This is a genomic window from Burkholderia sp. HI2761 (genome assembly GCF_002223355.1).
In the GTDB taxonomy this organism is placed as follows: Bacteria; Pseudomonadota; Gammaproteobacteria; order Burkholderiales; family Burkholderiaceae; genus Burkholderia.
The window spans coordinates 298,476-314,878 of the sequence record NZ_NKFN01000008.1 but is presented as its reverse complement, the minus strand read 5'-3'; the positions used below and the strand labels follow the sequence as shown (position 1 = coordinate 314,878).

The 16,403-nt window shown below is 69.4% G+C and carries 15 protein-coding genes; 7 read left to right on the top strand and 8 right to left on the bottom strand.

Features of this window, described 5'->3' with window-relative positions; all coding sequences use genetic code 11:
• The first annotated feature begins 5 nt into the window (after positions 1-5).
• A complete protein-coding gene (locus tag CFB46_RS31405; protein WP_027786148.1) occupies positions 6-1,121 on the top strand; it encodes a Rieske 2Fe-2S domain-containing protein in 1,116 nt (371 codons plus the stop codon).
• Here the strand turns inward: CFB46_RS31405 and CFB46_RS36150 are convergent.
• Positions 1,118-1,270, bottom strand: a complete 153-nt coding sequence (locus tag CFB46_RS36150; RefSeq protein ID WP_155257381.1) for a hypothetical protein — start codon at positions 1,268-1,270, stop codon at positions 1,118-1,120. The two genes, CFB46_RS31405 and CFB46_RS36150, sit on opposite strands and share 4 nt — an antisense overlap.
• 86 nt (positions 1,271-1,356) lie before the next feature.
• Here CFB46_RS36150 and CFB46_RS31395 point away from each other — a divergent pair, with 86 nt between their 5' ends.
• Both CFB46_RS31395 and CFB46_RS31390 read left to right on the top strand, forming a co-directional pair.
• Positions 1,357-2,034: a heavy metal response regulator transcription factor gene (locus tag CFB46_RS31395; RefSeq protein ID WP_027786146.1), complete on the top strand. Its 678-nt coding sequence runs from the start codon at positions 1,357-1,359 to the stop codon at positions 2,032-2,034.
• On the top strand, positions 2,031-3,491 hold the full coding sequence (locus tag CFB46_RS31390) for a heavy metal sensor histidine kinase (protein ID WP_027786145.1): 1,461 nt from the start codon (positions 2,031-2,033) through the stop codon (positions 3,489-3,491). Before CFB46_RS31395 ends, CFB46_RS31390 begins: the two co-directional genes overlap by 4 nt.
• Here CFB46_RS31390 and CFB46_RS31385 read toward each other — a convergent pair.
• Genes CFB46_RS31385 through CFB46_RS31375 form a run of 3 tightly spaced genes read right to left on the bottom strand, consistent with a single transcriptional unit; the run spans position 3,469 to position 9,720 of the window.
• Positions 3,469-4,995, bottom strand: coding sequence for an efflux transporter outer membrane subunit (locus tag CFB46_RS31385; RefSeq protein ID WP_027786144.1), 1,527 nt, complete (start codon positions 4,993-4,995; stop codon positions 3,469-3,471). The two genes, CFB46_RS31390 and CFB46_RS31385, sit on opposite strands and share 23 nt — an antisense overlap.
• A gap of 28 nt (positions 4,996-5,023) precedes the next feature.
• Positions 5,024-6,427, bottom strand: a complete 1,404-nt coding sequence (locus CFB46_RS31380) for an efflux RND transporter periplasmic adaptor subunit (protein ID WP_027786143.1) — start codon at positions 6,425-6,427, stop codon at positions 5,024-5,026.
• A 53-nt stretch (positions 6,428-6,480) separates the two neighbouring features.
• On the bottom strand, positions 6,481-9,720 hold the full coding sequence (locus CFB46_RS31375; RefSeq protein WP_027786142.1) for an efflux RND transporter permease subunit: 3,240 nt from the start codon (positions 9,718-9,720) through the stop codon (positions 6,481-6,483).
• 267 nt (positions 9,721-9,987) lie between these two features.
• Between CFB46_RS31375 and CFB46_RS31370 the strand changes: the two genes are divergently transcribed.
• Both CFB46_RS31370 and CFB46_RS31365 read left to right on the top strand, forming a co-directional pair.
• Entirely contained in the window at positions 9,988-10,455 is a 468-nt protein-coding gene (locus tag CFB46_RS31370) for an MEKHLA domain-containing protein (protein WP_027786141.1), read from the top strand.
• Positions 10,456-10,691: 236 nt separating this feature from the next.
• Complete coding sequence (locus CFB46_RS31365) at positions 10,692-10,970, top strand: DUF4148 domain-containing protein (RefSeq protein WP_027786140.1); 279 nt, start codon at positions 10,692-10,694, stop codon at positions 10,968-10,970.
• A 199-nt stretch (positions 10,971-11,169) separates the two neighbouring features.
• On the opposite strand, the gene CFB46_RS31355 is transcribed toward CFB46_RS31365, so the two are convergent.
• Positions 11,170-12,312 carry an FAD binding domain-containing protein gene (locus CFB46_RS31355; RefSeq protein ID WP_089502439.1) on the bottom strand — a complete coding sequence of 381 codons (1,143 nt, stop codon included), beginning with the start codon at positions 12,310-12,312 and terminating at the stop codon, positions 11,170-11,172.
• 41 nt (positions 12,313-12,353) lie between these two features.
• Positions 12,354-13,229 (bottom strand): alpha/beta fold hydrolase, encoded by an 876-nt coding sequence (locus CFB46_RS31350; protein ID WP_027786137.1) that lies wholly within the window; start codon positions 13,227-13,229, stop codon positions 12,354-12,356.
• 95 nt (positions 13,230-13,324) lie between these two features.
• Here CFB46_RS31350 and CFB46_RS36670 point away from each other — a divergent pair, with 95 nt between their 5' ends.
• Positions 13,325-13,798: a DUF1427 family protein gene (locus CFB46_RS36670; RefSeq protein WP_227789567.1), complete on the top strand. Its 474-nt coding sequence runs from the start codon at positions 13,325-13,327 to the stop codon at positions 13,796-13,798.
• Positions 13,780-14,517, top strand: a complete 738-nt coding sequence (locus CFB46_RS31340) for a YoaK family protein (protein WP_027786135.1) — start codon at positions 13,780-13,782, stop codon at positions 14,515-14,517. Before CFB46_RS36670 ends, CFB46_RS31340 begins: the two co-directional genes overlap by 19 nt.
• Positions 14,518-14,859: 342 nt before the next feature.
• Here the strand turns inward: CFB46_RS31340 and CFB46_RS31335 are convergent, their stop codons facing one another.
• Both CFB46_RS31335 and CFB46_RS31330 read right to left on the bottom strand, forming a co-directional pair.
• Positions 14,860-15,768: a LysR family transcriptional regulator gene (locus CFB46_RS31335; RefSeq protein WP_027786134.1), complete on the bottom strand. Its 909-nt coding sequence runs from the start codon at positions 15,766-15,768 to the stop codon at positions 14,860-14,862.
• Between the two features lie 152 nt (positions 15,769-15,920).
• A complete protein-coding gene (locus CFB46_RS31330; protein WP_027786133.1) occupies positions 15,921-16,199 on the bottom strand; it encodes a XapX domain-containing protein in 279 nt (92 codons plus the stop codon).
• Between the last annotated feature and the right edge of the window lie 204 nt (positions 16,200-16,403).

Below are 16,403 nucleotides of genomic sequence, written 5' to 3'. Positions count from 1 at the left end.
AAATGATAGACGACGTTCAATTGAATCAGGTGGGTGCCCGGGAGCATCCCGCGGGGGCGTACGATGCGACCACGCGCGTGGCCGCGAGCTGGTACGTCGCGATGCGCTCGAGCGACCTCAAGGACAAGCCGGCGGCGCTGACGCTCTTCGGCCGGCCGTGCGTCGCGTGGCGCGGTGCGACGGGCCGGGCCGTGGTGATGGATCGCCACTGCGCGCACCTTGGCGCGAACCTGGCCGACGGGCAGGTCGAGGACGGGTGCATCCGGTGCCCGTTTCACCACTGGCGGTACGACGAGCACGGCCAGTGCGTGCATATCCCCGGCCACAGCGCGGCGGTGTGCCGGCTGGAGCCCGTCCCGCGCGGGGCGCGGCAGCCGACGTTGGTTACCGTCGAGCGGTACGGCTATGTGTGGGTCTGGTACGGCTCCCCACAGCCGCTGCATCCGCTGCCCGAAATCGCCGCGGCCGACGTCGACAACGGCGACTTCATGCACCTGCATTTCGCGTTCGAGACGACGACGGCGGTCTTGCGGATCGTCGAGAACTTCTACGACGCGCAGCACGCGACCCCCGTCCATGCGCTCCCGATATCGGCCTTCGAGCTCAAGCTCTTCGACGATTGGCGCGAATGGCCGGAGGTCGAGTCGCTGGCGCGGGCGGGCGCGTGGTTCGGCGCCGGGATCGACTTCACCGTGAACCGGTACTTCGGGCCGCTCGGCATGCTGTCGCGCGCGCTGGGCCTGAACATGTCGCAGATGAACCTGCATTTCGACGGCTACCCCGGCGGGTGTGTGATGACCGTCGCCCTGGACGGAGACGTCAAATACAAGCTGCTCCAGTGTGTGACGCCGGTGAGCGACGGCAAGAACGTCATGCACATGCTCATCTCGATCAGGAAGGTGGGCGGCGTCCTGCGCCGCGCGACCGACTACGTGCTGTTCGGACTCCAGACCAGGCAGGCCGCGGGGTACGACGTCAAGATCTGGAACGGGATGAAGCCGGACGGCGGCGGCGCGTACAGCAAGTACGACAAGCTCGTGCTCAAGTACCGCGCGTTCTATCGCGGCTGGGTCGACCGCGTCGGCGCGAGCGAGCGGCAAGGCATGAGTCGACAGCCCTAGCCGGAATCGGCGGCCGGCCGGCCGCCGCTCGGCATCGCGTCGATCGAGGTGGTGAACGCGAGCGAACGGAACGCGGACAGCTCCAACCCGCCGCCCGGCGTCGCGACCGCACGCCAGGATGACAGGCCGATTACCGTTTTGTCATCCACGCCGTTCGCGCCCGCACGGAGCGCGGCCGTGTCGCCGTTTCCGGGTAACATCGCCGGATGTTCCCACGAAAGCGACGGAGCCGGCCATGCGCATCCTGATAGTCGAAGACGAACCGAAGACGGGCGCGTACCTGAAGAAGGGGCTCGAGGAATCGGGTTTCAGCGTCGATCTCGCGAAGGACGGCGGCGAAGGGCTGACGCTCGCGCAGGAAGAGCGTTACGACGTGATCGTGCTCGACGTGATGCTGCCCGTGCTCGACGGCTGGGGCGTGCTCAAGCGGCTGCGCGACACGCATACGACGCCGGTGCTGTTCCTGACCGCGCGCGACGACGTGCAGGACCGCGTGCACGGCCTCGAACTCGGCGCCGACGACTACCTCGTGAAGCCGTTCGCGTTCGTCGAACTGCTCGCCCGCATCCGCACGCTCGCGCGTCGCGGGCCGCCGCGCGAGACCGAACACCTGGCGGTCGGCGATCTGGAAATCGACGTGGTGCGCCGCCGCGTGAAGCGCGGCGCCACGCGGATCGACCTCACGCCGCGCGAATTCTCGCTGCTGCAACTGCTCGCGCGCCGGCAGGGCGAGGTACTGAGCCGGACGCAGATCGCATCGTACGTGTGGGACATGAATTTCGACAGCGACACCAACGTCGTCGAGGTCGCGATCCGGCGCCTGCGCGCGAAGATCGACGACGCGTTTCCGGTCAAGCTGATCCATACGGTGCGGGGCGTCGGCTACGTGCTCGAACCGAAGGACGACGCATGACGCGCCCGCGTTCGCTGGCCGCGACGCTCGCGCTCGCCTTCGCCGCGACCACGCTCGCCGCGTTCGCGCTCGTCGGCGCGTATGTGTATGCGGGCCTCGAGCGGCAGGTGAACACGCAGGACGATCTCGACATCGTGCTGGCCGCGCGCCACACGCGCCGGCTCGCGGGCGAGCTCGAGTCGCTCGATGCGGTGCGCGCGCACACGGAGCGGCTGACGAGCCAGGTGCTGGGCAACGAGGCGATGTCGATGGCCGCCGTCGATGCGCGGGGCGACGTGCTCGTGCGCCACAACGTCCGGCTCGCCGCGCTCGACGATGCGCCCGCGGCCGCATCGGTTCCACTTGCCGACGCGCAGTTGTTCGCGCCGCACGCGGTGCCGATTCCCGCGAGCGACCGGATCACGGCCGATCGGCTCGTCACGTGGACTGCCGCCGGCGGCACGCCGATGCGCGGCGTCGTGATCGAGGCGGCGCTCGGCGATCGCACGCCGATCCGCATCGCGATCGCCCGCAACATGCGCGACCGGGCCGATCTGCTCGACGGCTACCGTGATCGGCTCAAGCTTGCCGGCGGCGTGGGCGCGTTGTTCGCGCTACTGCTCGGGTACTGGCTGATCCGCACGGCGCTCGCGCCGCTGCGCGAGATCGTCGACAACACCGGCCGGATCACGGTCGACAAGCTCGATACGCGGCTCGATGCGTCGCGCGCCCCTCCGGAATTGCGCGCGCTCGTCGATGCGCAGAATGCGATGCTCGGCCGCTTGCAGCAGGCGTTCGCGCATCTGTCGCAATTCAGCGCCGATCTCGCGCACGACCTGCGCACGCCGCTGAACAACATGCGCGGCGCCACCGAAGTCACGCTCGCGCGGCCGCGTTCGACCGACGAGTACCAGGCGTTGCTCGAATCGAATCTCGAGGAATACGATCGTCTCGCGCGGATGATCGAGAACGTGCTGTTTCTCGCCCGCGCCGAGCATCCGAGCTTCGTCACCCGGCAGCGCGCGTTCGACGTGCGCGACGAACTCGAGCGCATCGCGGAGTATTTCGAGGGGCTCGCCGACGAAGCGGGCTCGGCGTTGCGCGTCGAAGGGCAGGGGCAACTGACCGCCGATGTCGAGCTGTTCCGGCGCGCCGTCGGCAACCTGCTCGCGAACGCGCTGCGTTACACGCCCGCCGAGGGCGTCATCACACTGAGTGTCGATGAAACCGCCGATGCGGTGCGCGTCGTCGTCGCGAATCCGGGCGAGCCGATCGATCCCGCGCTGCTGCCGCGGATCTTTGACCGGTTCGTGCGCGGCGACCCCGCGCGTAGCGGCGGTGCGCCGGGCGGCACCGCCGGGCTCGGCCTCGCGATCGTGCGCTCGGTGATGGAACTCCACGGCGGCACCGCGCAGGTCGAAAGCGACGCGTTCGGCACACGTTTCGTGCTCACGTTCAACCGGCCGCCGGCAGCGTGACGGCGGGTCCGGACCGTGCGGCCGCCGCATGTTCCTTCGCGCCGATTTTCGATTCCGCGTCCGTGCCTGCGCTCGCCTGCCAGCCGCCGCCCAACGCCTTCAGCAACCCGACTTCGGCCTCGATCCGGCGCGCGTCGATCTGATCGGCCGTGCGCCGGTTCGTCAGCGCGATCGTCTGCGCGGTCACCACGTCCAGATAGCTGACGGCGCCCGCGTTGAAGCGATTCGTCGTCAGCCGCAGCGACAGGTCGGCCGCGTCGGTCGCGCGCTGCTGGCTGCCGGCTTCGGACGCGAGTGCATCGAGCGCCGATAACTGATCCTCGACCTGCTGGAACGCGACGAGCACGGTTTGCCGGTAGTCGGCGACCGCACTGTCGTATTGCGCATGCGCGCCGCGCAGCGACGCGCTGCGGCGCCCGCCGTCGAACAGCGTGCCGGCGAGCTGCGGGCCGAGCGACCAGAACAGGCTCGGCGCGGCGAGCCACGGCGCGAAGAACGAACTCTCGAGGCCTGCGCTCGCCGACAGCACGAGATCCGGGAAGAACGCGGCGCGCGCCTCGCCGATCCGCGCGTTCGCGGCCGCGACTCGGCGCTCGGCCGCCGCGATGTCGGGCCGCCGCTCCAGCAGTTGCGACGGCACGCCAGCCGGCACGGCCGGTACTTGGAACGGCTGCACGTGCGGCGGCAGCGTAAACGTCGACGCGCTCTCGCCGACGAGCGTCGCGATCGCATGTTGCAACTGCGCACGCGACGCGTCGATGTCGGTGTCCTGCGTGCGCGTCGATTCGAGCTGGGCCTCGGCTTGTGCGACCGCCGACGCATCGATCGCACCGGCCGCGAGCTGCTGCTCGAGCAGCGTCAGTGCGCGCGCGTACGCGCGCACCGTGTCGTCGAGCAGTTGCTTCTGCGTGTCGAGCGAGCGCAGCGCGAAATAGTCGGTCGCGAGTTCGGCCGTGACCGAGAGCTTTACGGCCTGCAGATCGGCCGCGCTCGCGGCGGCGTTCGCTTGCGCGCCCGTCACCGCGTCGCGTACACGGCCGAACACGTCGGGTTCCCAACTCGCGGCCACGCCCGCCTGATAGTCGGGCGTCGTCTTGCCGGCGAGCGACGAGCCGAGCCGGTTTTGCGATACGCGAGCACGGCTTTGCGCGGCACCCGCGGTGAGCGTCGGCAGGAGCCCGGCGTGTTGATAGTCGACCGTCGCGCGTGCCTGCCGCAACGCGGCGACGGCTTTCTTCACCGTCTGGTTCGACACGTCGACGCGCGCTTCGAGCGCGTTCAGGCCGGCGTCGTCGAAGACGGTCCACCAGGCGCCGCGCGCGGCGGCGTCGGCCGGCGTCGCGGCGCGCCAGCCGGCCTGCGCGGCCGGTGCGCCCGCGTAGTGCGCGGGCACCGCGACGGCGGGCGGCGAATAGGGCGGCAGCGTCGAGCAGGCGGTCAGTGCAGCGGCGGCGCCGAGTGCGGCGACACGGCGAGCGAACGGGAGCGGATGAAGGCAGCGCATGGCGGATATCTCTTGAGTCGTCGATGGTTCAGCCGCGCGCGGGCGCCGAAACCGGCGTCGACGCGGCCGTCGCGGCACCGTCAGCGCTGGCGGCGTGCATCGGCGGCGCGACGCGCGTGGCGGTGGCGGGTTGCGCGGGTCGAGTGGCAGAAGCGCCAACAGGCGCCGCATCGTGCGCGGTCGACACGATCTTCACGGCTTCGCCCGCCGTGATCGCATCGCCCGGGTTGTCGATCACGCGATCGGCTGCCGCGAGCCCCGCGACGATCTCGACGCGCGTGCCGAAATCGCGCCCGATCTGCACGGTCTTCAGCGCGGTTCGGCCGTTCGCGCCGACGGTGGCGACCGTCACGCCGTTCGGGCGGAACAGCAGCGCACTGACAGGCAGAGCGAGCGCCGGCGCCGCGCTCGGCACGGCGAGATGCGCCTGCGCATACGCGCCGGGCATCAGCGTGCCGTCGTGATTGTCGACGTCGATCTCGACGCGCAGCGTGCGCGTGACGGGGTCGATCGCGCCCGCGCTGCGCGCCACCCGCGCGGCAAGCCGCCGCCCCGGATACTGCGGCGTCGTCAGGTAGACCGGCGTGCCGGTCGATACGCCGGTCGCACTGTCCTGCGGCACGTCGACGAACACGCGCAGCGTGTCCGTCTGTTCGAGATGGAACAGTTCGCCGGACAGGCCCGGGCTGCCCGGCGTGCCGCCTGCGGTGACCAGCGTGCCGACGTCGACGTTGCGTGCGGTGATCACGCCGTCGAACGGCGCGGTGACGGATTCGTACGACACGAGTTCGGCAAGATGCGCGACGTTCGCCTGCGCGGACGCGAGCATCGCGCGCTTCGCGTTCATGTCCGCGACCTTCGTGTCGGTGTCCTGCTGCGACACCGATTGCGTTTTCAGCATGTCCTGCCAGCGCTGCGCGGTCGATTTCGCGTAGTCGTAGTTCGCCTGCGCGCTCGCTTCGTCGGCGCGCGCCTGGCGCAATTGCGCATCGAGATCGGGCGCCGAAATCCGCGCGAGCGTCTGGCCGGCCTTCACGTGCGTGCCGAGATCGGCGCTCCAGTGCGCGACGTAGCCGCTCGTGCGCGCATAGATCGACGCGTCCGCATAGGGCGCCACGGAGCCGGGCAACGTCAGCGTCTGGTCGGCCGGCGCCGCGCCGGGCACGACGACCGACACCGGCAGCGCCTGTTGCGCGGCTACCTGTGCACGCTGAGCGGCGCGTGCATCGATACGCGGCACGATGCCGAGCGCGAGCAGCGCGGCGGCGAATGCGACGGCCGCGAGCGGCACGGCCAGCTTGCGGCCGCGGCGGGCCGGCGGGGTGTCGGGGGTGGCGCCGCGCGCGGCGGGCGGCACGGCTGCGGCCGCGGCGGTCGCGGCGGTCGCTTCGGCGGCGGGCGGCGCGGCGACGGGTTCGATCGAATCGTTCATGATGGGTCCGGGGTCGGGCGAATCGAAGGATGAGAAGGGGCGGGCGTCCGCGCTCAATGCAGCGCCGGCGTATCGGGCGCGTGCTGCGCGCGCCGGGCGGCCGCCGCGTCGCGACGCCGCGCGAGCCACGCGTGGACGAAGCCGAACAGCACCGGCACGAACAGCAGCGTCGAGACCGTGCCGAACGCGAGGCCGCCGATCACCGCGCGGCCGAGCGGCGCGTTCTGCTCGCCGCCGTCGCCGAGGCCGAGCGCCATCGGCAACATGCCGATCAGCATCGCGAGCGCGGTCATCACGACGGGCCGGAAGCGGCTGAAGCCTGCATCGAGCGCGGCCTGCCACGGTGACGCGCCGGCCGCGAGCAGCTCGCGTGCGGCGTTCACGACGAGAATGCTGTTCGCGGTCGCGATGCCGATGCAGAGGATCGTGCCGGTCAGCGCGGGCACCGACAGCGTGGTGCGTGTGACGAACAGCATCCACGCGATGCCGGCGAGCGACGCCGGCAGCCCGCCGACGATCACGAGCGGATCGAGCCACGACTGGAAGTTCACGACCATCAGCAGGTAGACCAGCGAGATCGCGAGCGCGAGGCCGACGAGCAGGCCCGCGAACGACTCGTGCATCGCCTGCACCTGGCCGCGCAGCACGATTGACGAGCCGGGCGGCAGTTGCGCGCGCGCGGCGTCGACGAGCTTCGTCACGTCGGCCGTGACGCCGCCTAGATCGCGCCCCTGCACCGACGCGAAGATGTCGAGCACCGGCTGCACGTTGTAGTGCGACACCACGGCCTGCTGGGTCGAGCGCGAGAACGTGCCGAGCGAGCCGAGCAGGTTCTGCGCGGGCACGCCCGCGGCGGGGCCGCCGGCCGGCGTCTGCGGTGAGCGGGCGGTGCCGGCGGGCAGCGGCACGTTCGCGAGCGACTGCAGCGAATTCACCGTGTATTGCGGCGTCTGCACGAGCACCGGGTAGCTGACGCCGTTGCGCGGATCGAGCCAGAAGTTCGGCGTCGTCTGCGAGCTGCCGGACAGCGCGATCAGCAGGTTCTGCGCGACGTCGCGTTGGTCGAGGCCCGCCTGGATCGCCTTCGTGCGGTCCACGTTCACGTCGATCGCCGGTTCGTCGCCGGGCTGCTGGATGCGTGCGTCGACGAGTCCGCGCACGCCGCGCAGCTTCGCGAGCAATGCATTCGCGACCGCGCGGTTCGGGTCGAGCTTGTTGCCGACGATCTGGATGTCGATCGGCGCGGGCAGCCCGAAATTGAGGATCTGGCTGACGATGTCGGCCGGCAGGAACGCGAACGTCACGCCGGGGAACGACTGCGCGAGCACGTTGCGCAGCTTCGCGACGGTCGCGGCGGTCGGCGCGTGATTCGGCTTCAGCGTGACGAGCACGTCGGCGTCCTCGCTGCCGATCGGATCCGACGAGTCGTACGTGAGGTTGATCCCGCTCGCCGGCACGCCGATGTTGTCCAGCACGCTCGCGAGCTGGTTGGCCGGAATCGCGCCGCGGATCTTTGCTTCGACTTCATCGGTCAGCCGCGCGGTTTCCTCGATCCGCGTGCCGGTCGGCGCGCGCAGGTGCAGGCGGATCTCGCCGGTGTCGACCGACGGGAAGAAGTCCTGCCCGGCGAACGCGTAGAGGCCCGTCGACGCGACGCATGCGAGCAGGAACGCGGCCGCGAAGCGGCGGCGCCGCGCGATCGCCGCGGACAGCAACGCGCGATAGCGCAGCCGCACGGCCTCGAAGCGATGCTCGAACGCGGCCTGGAAACGCGCGATGCGTGCGAATACGCCGCGCGGCGGCCGGCCGTTCCCTTTCGCGCGCATCAGCGCCATCGCGAGCGTCGGCACCAGCGTGCGCGAGAAGAAGTACGACGCGATCATCGCGAAGATAACGGCCTCGGCCAGCGGTACGAACAGATAGCGCGCGACGCCCGTCAGCAGGAACATCGGCACGAACACGATGCAGATCGACAGCGTCGACACGAAGGTCGGCACCGCGATTTCGCCCGCGCCGGTCAGGATCGCGTCCTCGAGCGCCGCGCCGCGCTCGAGATGATGCGTGATGTTCTCGATCGCGACGGTCGCGTCGTCGACGAGGATTCCGACCGCGAGCGCGAGGCCGCCGAGCGTCATGATGTTGATGGTCTGGCCGAGCGCGGACAGCGCGAGCAGCGACGCGAGCACCGCGAGCGGGATCGTGACCGCGATGATCAGCGTCGCGCGCCAGCTGCCGAGAAACAGCAGGATCATCAGCGCGGTCAGGCAGGCGGCGATCAGCGCTTCGCGCACGACGCCCTGGACCGCCGCCTTCACGAACACGGACTGATCGTCGAGCGGCGAAATGTGCAGCGCCTTCGGCAGCCCGGCCGCTATCTTCGGCAGCATCGCCTTCACCTGGTCGATGATCGTCAGCGTCGACGCGCTGCCGGTTTTCTCGATGGTCAGCAGCGCCGCGCGCTTGCCGTCCGCGCGCACGATGTTGGTCTGAGGCGCGTAGCCGTCCCGTACGTGCGCGACGTCGCGCACGTACACGACACTGCCGCCGATCGTCTTCACCGGCAGGTCGTTCAGCGCGGCGACCGTCTGCGTGCTGCCGTTCATCTGCACGTTGTATTCGTGCGTGCCGATTTTCGCGGTGCCGCCCGGCAGAATCAGGTTCTGCGCATTGATCGCGTTGACGACGTCGATCGGCGCGAGCCCTTTCGCCTGCAGCGCGCGCGTATCGAGGTCGACGACGATCTGGCGGATCTTGCCGCCGAACGGCAGCGGCACGGCCGCGCCCTGGACCGTCGCGAGCTGCGTGCGGATGAAGCTGTTGCCGAGGTCGTACAGCTGCTGCTCGGCGAGCGTGTCGCTCGACAGCCCGAGCTGCAGGATCGGCACGGTCGACGCGTTGTACGTGATGATGTTCGGCGGCAGCGTGCCGGGCGGCAGGATGCGCAGGATCGACGCGGCGTTGCTCGCGGCTTCCGCGATCGCGCGATTGATGTCGGCGCCCGGGTGAAAGAAAATCTTCACGACCGACACGCCGTTCAGCGACTGCGACTCGATGTGCTCGATGTCGTCGACGTCGGACGTGAGCGCGCGTTCGTAGTTCGACGTGATCCGCTTGGCCATGTCCTCCGCGGAGAAGCCGTTGTACGACCAGACGATGCTGACGACCGGAATGTCGATGCTCGGGAAAATGTCGGTCGGCGTGCGCAGCAGCGCGAGCGGGCCCGCGATGAAGATCAGCAGCGCGAGTACGACGAACGTGTAAGGCCTGCGTAATGCCAGCCGGACGATCCACATGACGGTGCTCCTCGAAGCAGGGCTCGGATGCGCATTCGATGCGACGAGCGTGCAGTCTGCCGGTGCGGCGTTGACCCGATCCTGACCCGAAGATTACGAAACCGTTATCCGTGCGCCGCGGCGGCATCGGCCGTGCGGCGGGCCGCGCAGCGCGATGCGGGCTGGCTGAACCCTCGTCGCCGACGGGGTGCGCCGCTTCGTCCATATAATGTCCGGCGGCAAACCTTCGCTCATTCGCGTATCTCGCCGATTTCAGGAGCCAGACCGATGTCGTTGCGCACCGATGCAAACTTCTTCTCCCTTCTTGCCGACTCGTATAGCCGGCTCGTGAACCGCCCGCTCGTGCCCGACGGCATGAGCGCATCCGACGGCGCCGCGTGGCTGTACGATACGGCGCCGTTCGGCGTGCTTGCGCACGACACGTCGGCCGATCCGGTGTTCGTGTACGGCAACAAGCGCGCGCAGGCGATTTTCGAATACGACTGGGATGAACTGACGGCGTTGCCGTCGCGTCTGTCGGCGGAGCCGATGGAGCGACACGAGCGCCAGGTGTTTCTCGACAAGGTGATGCGCGACGGCTTCGTGTCCGAATACCGCGGCGTGCGGGTGACGAAGTCCGGCAAGCGGTTCTGGATCGAGTGCGCGACCGTGTGGCAGCTCATGGACGCAGACGGAATCGTGCACGGCCAGGCCGCGATGATTCCGGAAGTACGGCCGCTCGACGCGCCCGCATGAACTCGACGATCAACCGGCATACGGACCGCGTTGCGGGCCCGCGCCGTGCCCGGCGAACCGGAGTCGCCCACCCACGACGGGCGCAGGCGATCAGATAACAAAACCGTAATCGAAGCCTCACCTTCAGGAAAGCGCGCGAATCGCAGAATGGACACCACTCCTCATCGCATCGATGCGGAGCGGATGTCCGGCCTGATCTGCGGACGCGAACACGCCATCTTTGAGAGGTGAACATCATGAACGACCTGATTCGTGCAGTCCTGCTTTCCTGTGCGCTGAGCGCACCGATCGTCGCATTCGCGCAAACGGCCGACCATACGGCCACGCGCGCCGACGTGCGCGCCGACCTGATTCGGGCGGAGCGCGACGGTACGCTGCCGACGTCGAACTGGGACTATCCGCCGAGCACGCAGACGATCGCGCGCAATCGCGAACTGTATGCGATCGCCCATGGCGACCGGCACGCGGAAATGGCCGCGACGTCGGCCTCCGTATCGACCGCGAGCACGCAATGAAGCGGGGCGCCGTCTCGACACGCGCGACGGGGCTGGCGCTCGCCGCGTTGCTTGCGGCGGCAGCGGCCCCGACCGCGGCTTTCGCGCGCGGGCAGCCGCTACTGCCCGATGACGACGGCGGGCGCGCCAGCGTGCTGCGCGCGCTGAATCCCGAGTGCGATCCGTGCCGCGCGGCAGCCGACCGCCGGCCGGCGACCTTTCACGCAGTGCCCATCAGCCGCGCGCCGAGCGCGATCCCGCGCGCGGACAGCAGCGCCCCGGCCGCGCGCTGACGGGCGTCCCAGCCGGCCAGCGCGGCGTCGAACGCGGCGCCGCGCGCGACGTCGCGCAAGGCTTCGGCGAGACCGACCGCGTCGTCCGCCGCTTTCGCGACGCCCGCCGCCGTGTGCGGGCGCACGATGCATGCGGCGTCGCCGAGCAGGACGGCGCGGCCGAAGGCCATGCGTGCGACCGCGAGATCGAGGATCGCCTGCGCGAACGGCGCGGGTGTCGCATCGACGAGCGCGGCGAGCGTCGGTGCGAGCATCCGGTCGGCGGCGTCGACGAGTTCCGCGCGGTTGTCGTCGCGCATCGCGCCGGGCGGCAGCGACCCGTCGCGCTGCGTGCCGTCGCGCGCAAGGAACAGCGACGGCAGCCGGTCGGCTGCCAGACGCCGGTACCACACCCAGTTCACGCGCCGTTTGCCCGGTTCGGTCGCGCCGTCGGTGCCGGGCACGAGATAAGTCAGGAACAGGTGCCGGTCGCCCTGCTGGAACGTGAAGCGTTCGCGCAGCAGATACAGCACCTGCTCGGGCAGCGTATGTTCGTCGACGAGGCCGCGCCACGCGACGTAGCCCGCATACGTCGGCCGCACGTCGGGCAGCAACTGCGCGCGCACGGTCGAGCGACCGCCGTCCGCGCCTATCAGCAAACCCGCCGTCTCGGTGCGGCCGCTCGCGAAATGCGCGACGATCCGCTCGCCGCCCTGCTCGAACCGCTCGAACGCATCGCCGGCCTGGATGATCCCGGCCGGCAGCGCACGCTTGAGCGCCGTGTAGATCACGTTCCACGCGGTCTGCGTCTGCGGCATCGCGAGGCGCTGCACGATTCGGTCCTGCGCATCGACGTAGATCCGGTCGATCGAATCGACGCCGGCGTCGCGCGGCAGCGCTACGCCGCCTAACGCGAACGCGCGCTCGATCGGCGGCTGCAGCACGATGCCGCCGCCGCGGCTGTCGAGCGCATACGGCGATTGCTCGAATACGCGGACGTCCCAGCCGGCCGCGCGCAGCGCGGTCGCCGCGAACAGCCCGCCGACCGATCCGCCGGCGATGACGGCCTTGCGGCCCGATCCGTGTTCCATCCGATGCTCTCCCGGTGATGCCGCGTGCGGCGGGCGTCGCGTCAGCCGGCCCAGCCGCGCAGGAAATCGAGCAGCAGCGCGTTCACGCGCTCGGGCTGCTCTTCGTGCGGCAGATGCCCGCACTGCGCGATCGGCTCGGCACGCAGGTTCGTCGCCATGCCTTCCCATACGGCCTTCATGTCGAACATCTTGCCGACCGCGTAGAAATCCTCGCCCCAGATCGCCATGGTCGGGCACGCGATCCTGACGTCGGCATCGACGAGGTCCTGCCGCACGTCTTCCGCGTTCGCGCGATAGTCGGCCAATGCGCCGCGCACGGCCCCCGGGCGCCGATACGCGCGCACGTAGGTGTCGAACGCGTCGCCCGCGATCGCGTGCGGGTTGTAGCACCAGTCCGCGAAAAAGTAGCTGAGCCATTCGGCTTCCTTGCCGGCGATCAGCGCCTCCGGCAGGTCGGGCACCTGATGGAACAGGAAAAACCAGTATGCGCGCGCCGTTTGCGCGGTCATGTTCTGCGCGACGATGCGCGTCGGCACGTTGTCCATCACGACGAGCCGCTCGACGCGTTCGGGGAAGTCCTTCGCGAAACGCGTCGCGACGCGTGCGCCGCGATCGTGCCCGACGAGCGCGATGCGGTCGATGCCGAGCGCGTCGAGGAGCGCGGCGAGATCGCGCGCCATGTTGCGCTTGTCGTAGCCAGCCGCGGGCTTGTCGGTTTCGCCGTAGCCGCGCAGGTCGGGCGCGATCACGCGATAGTGCCGCGCGAGTGCGGGAATCTGGAAGCGCCACGCGAAGCTGGTTTCGGGGAAGCCGTGCAGCAGCACGACGACGGGCCCGGCGCCGGCGTCGATGACGTGCTGGCGGATGCCGTTCGCCGTAACGGTGTGATGGGTGAGTGCAAGCGTGTCGGTCGTCATGTGGGAATCCCGGTTCTGCGGACGGTGCGCAATACGGCACGCGTCCGATGCTGTCCGAGCATAGGGCAGGCGACGCGCGTCGCGGCTGAATCGTTATGAATCGGCTCGAGCGCGGCGCCGCTGCGTCGCCTGCGGCGCGGGCGCTTCGCGGATGCGCCGGACGCGACACGCTTCAGCGCGGCCGGCCACGCAGGCAGGCGGCCGCCGTGCCGAGCCGTGGCCGGTTCGGCGCTTTCAGAAAAATTCAGTTCGCCGCCATGACATTCAGGCTGGCGTTCCCTAGTCTTGCTTCCGAACCGCCGCACGTGCCGGGCGCCATCCTGTCGGCCCGGCACGCGGCGCAACCGGAACGGACCATGTCTCATCTGATCTCGCCGGGAGCCGGTATCGCAATCGGCTTCCTGTACCACCGCGTGCGCGTGCAATCGCCCGCGGCGCCGCTGATCGCGCCAGCGCGCCTGCTCGGCATCGTCGTTGACGAGCAGGCGGTCCCGCTCGCCGCGCAGGTCCGCGATGCGGACTCCGCCGACAAAACCGCGGAGGCGACGACATGCAGCCCGCGCAAGTAACGGCAGCGGGCGCGGCGGCCCCCGATCCCCTGCGCGGCGAGGACGTGTTCCTCGCATCGATCGCCGGCTATGTCGACACGCTCGGCTTTGTCGCGCTGTTCGGGCTCTTTACCGCGCACGTCACCGGCAACTTCATCCTGATCGGTTCGGGCCTCGCCGGCGTCGGCCAGGGCCTCACGATCAAATGGCTCGCGTTTCCGGCGTTCATCGCGGGAATCGTGGCCGCCCGCCTGCTCGATCACCGGATGCGCGTGCGCGGGCATGGCCCTCGGGCGCGCTCGCTGTACGCGCTGCAGACGATCCTGCTGGCCGGATTCATGCTCGCTGGCGTCGCGGCGTCGCCGATCGGCAGCGCCGATGCGCCCGCGACGATCGTCTGCGGGCTGCTCGGTGCGGCGGCAATGGGCGTGCAGAACGCGCACGGCCGGCTGACCGCGCGCGCCGTCGTCGCGAACACCGTGATGACCGGCAACGTCACGCAGGCTGTCATCGATGCATTCGACTGGCTCGTGCCGATCGCCGCGCCGGCCGAACGGGAAACCGCCCGCGCGCGGCTGCGACGCACGCTGCCGCCGGTCGCCGGTTTCGCGCTCGGCGCGGGCGCCGGCGCGAGCGCCTACCTGTACGCCGGGTTCTGGGCACTGGCGCTGCCGCTCGCGGCGCTCGGCTTCCTCACCTGGCGATCCGGCCGGACCGGCGAGCCGTACGCGTCGCGCTGAACGCCGATTCCGCACGCGGCATCGGCTGCCTGCGCCACCGGGGCTGCGGCGAGCCGCCCCGCGTTTTTCATTTCTTCAACGCTGATTTCAAGCACGGCTTGATCCAGGCCGGCAAGCGGGAGACGGCTCGACCGTTCGCGGCTGCTCGCGTGGAAGCCGGGACTCGGGGTGGCGGATGCACGAATCACGCACCACGCACATCGCGACCGACTCGAAGAAATCGATACCGAGCGTCCCAAGCACGCAGGCATCGTTCAACGTGATCGAGCAGCCCGGGAAGGCGTTGGAACCTGTCTGCGAACCGTTCGATCGACGCTGCGGGCGGTCACGGAAAGAGTCGCGTCACGCGCGCGCGGTGAACCGGTCGACGAGGTCCGGATGACCGAGCTGTTCGACCCACCAGCGCAGCGCGCGCCCGGCTTCGTCGGCGCGCCACGCGATATAGCAATGGGTCGTGTCGCGCATGCCGGTGACTTCCCGCGCGACCAGCCTGCCTTGCGCGATCGCGGGCGCCGCGATGCAGTCCGGGAGCGTACCCACCGCGAGTCCTTCGCATTGCGCGGCCAGTTTCGCCGCGAGCGTCGGCACCGCGAGATACGGTTGGCCAGCGTCAATCGCGACCGACTGCGGCTGAAGTTCGCGGGACGTGTCGGAGATCACCGCGCCGCGATACTCGACGATCGACGCCATCGACAGCGGTTCGGGCAGCGCCGCGAGCGGATGGGTAGGGGCGAGCGCGAACACGTGCCGGAGCGTGCCGATTGGCTGCGCCACGATGTCCGGCAGTTCGGGCGGCTCGCCCGCCGCGCCGACGATCAGATCGGTCCGCCGCGAAATCAGCGCATCCCAGGTGCCGCCGAGCACTTCGGTGGAGAGTCGCAGCCGCGTGTCCATGTCAAGCTCGTAGAACGCGTGGACGTATGGCCACATCATGTCGAAGGGCAGTATCTCGGCGATGCAGACGCGGACCTCGGTTTCCCACCCTTGCTGCGCGCGTTGTGCCTTCCGTTCAAGCTGTTCGGCAGCATGAAGAAGACGACGGCCTTCCTCGACGACGACGCGGCCCGCGCGCGTGAGCTTCGCACGACGCCCGCTGCGATCGAACAACGCGACGTCGAGGTCGCTCTCGAGCTTCTGTACGACGTACGTCAGTGCAGACGGCACGCGGTGCACCAACTCCGCCGCGTCAGCAAACGTACCGGTGCGTTCGATCGCGTCCAGTGCCTCGAGTGCTTCGAAAGACAGCTTCATGGCGAATTCCGCTAGGGCATCGGACGGTGTCGGACCGTCGCGCGACGCTGAATCCAATACTGTTCACGACGGTTCGTTACCCGACGTGCCGAGACACGCACGCCTGTGCGCCAACGGTCGGGTCGCCGCCGCGTTGGCTCGACGTCTGCCTGTCACGTCGGTGTCGATTCGCGGCGCTTCACGGAAGCGTCGGTGTGTGCGCCGGGCAGTGCGCCGAACATGTGCTGGCTGCACTTTGCGTCGCGCCACGCGGTTCCCGGCCGGATTCCGTCGATCATCCGTCGCACCACGGGAAGAATCTGTTCGCCGGCCAGAATGCCGAGCAGGCCGACCAGGGCGACGGCGGGCGGCGCCGGCGATTGCACGCCGATCAGCGCGTAAACGACGCCGGCGAGGATGCCGGCGAAAAGTGAAGCAGTGTACGGTTTCATAGGTCCGGAATGGAATGACGGCCGTTAAAAAATATGGATGAATACCGGTCTGGCGTCGATCCGAAAGTCTTGGGCCAGCCTATCAGGTCTGCGCGTTCGTCGTTGGCCCATTCAACGAAATTCAGATCTTTTCAGTCTGAATTTGGAGCGTGGCGAGAATCAGAACAATTAACTGGCGCGGTCGCATATTCACGTATTGAATGA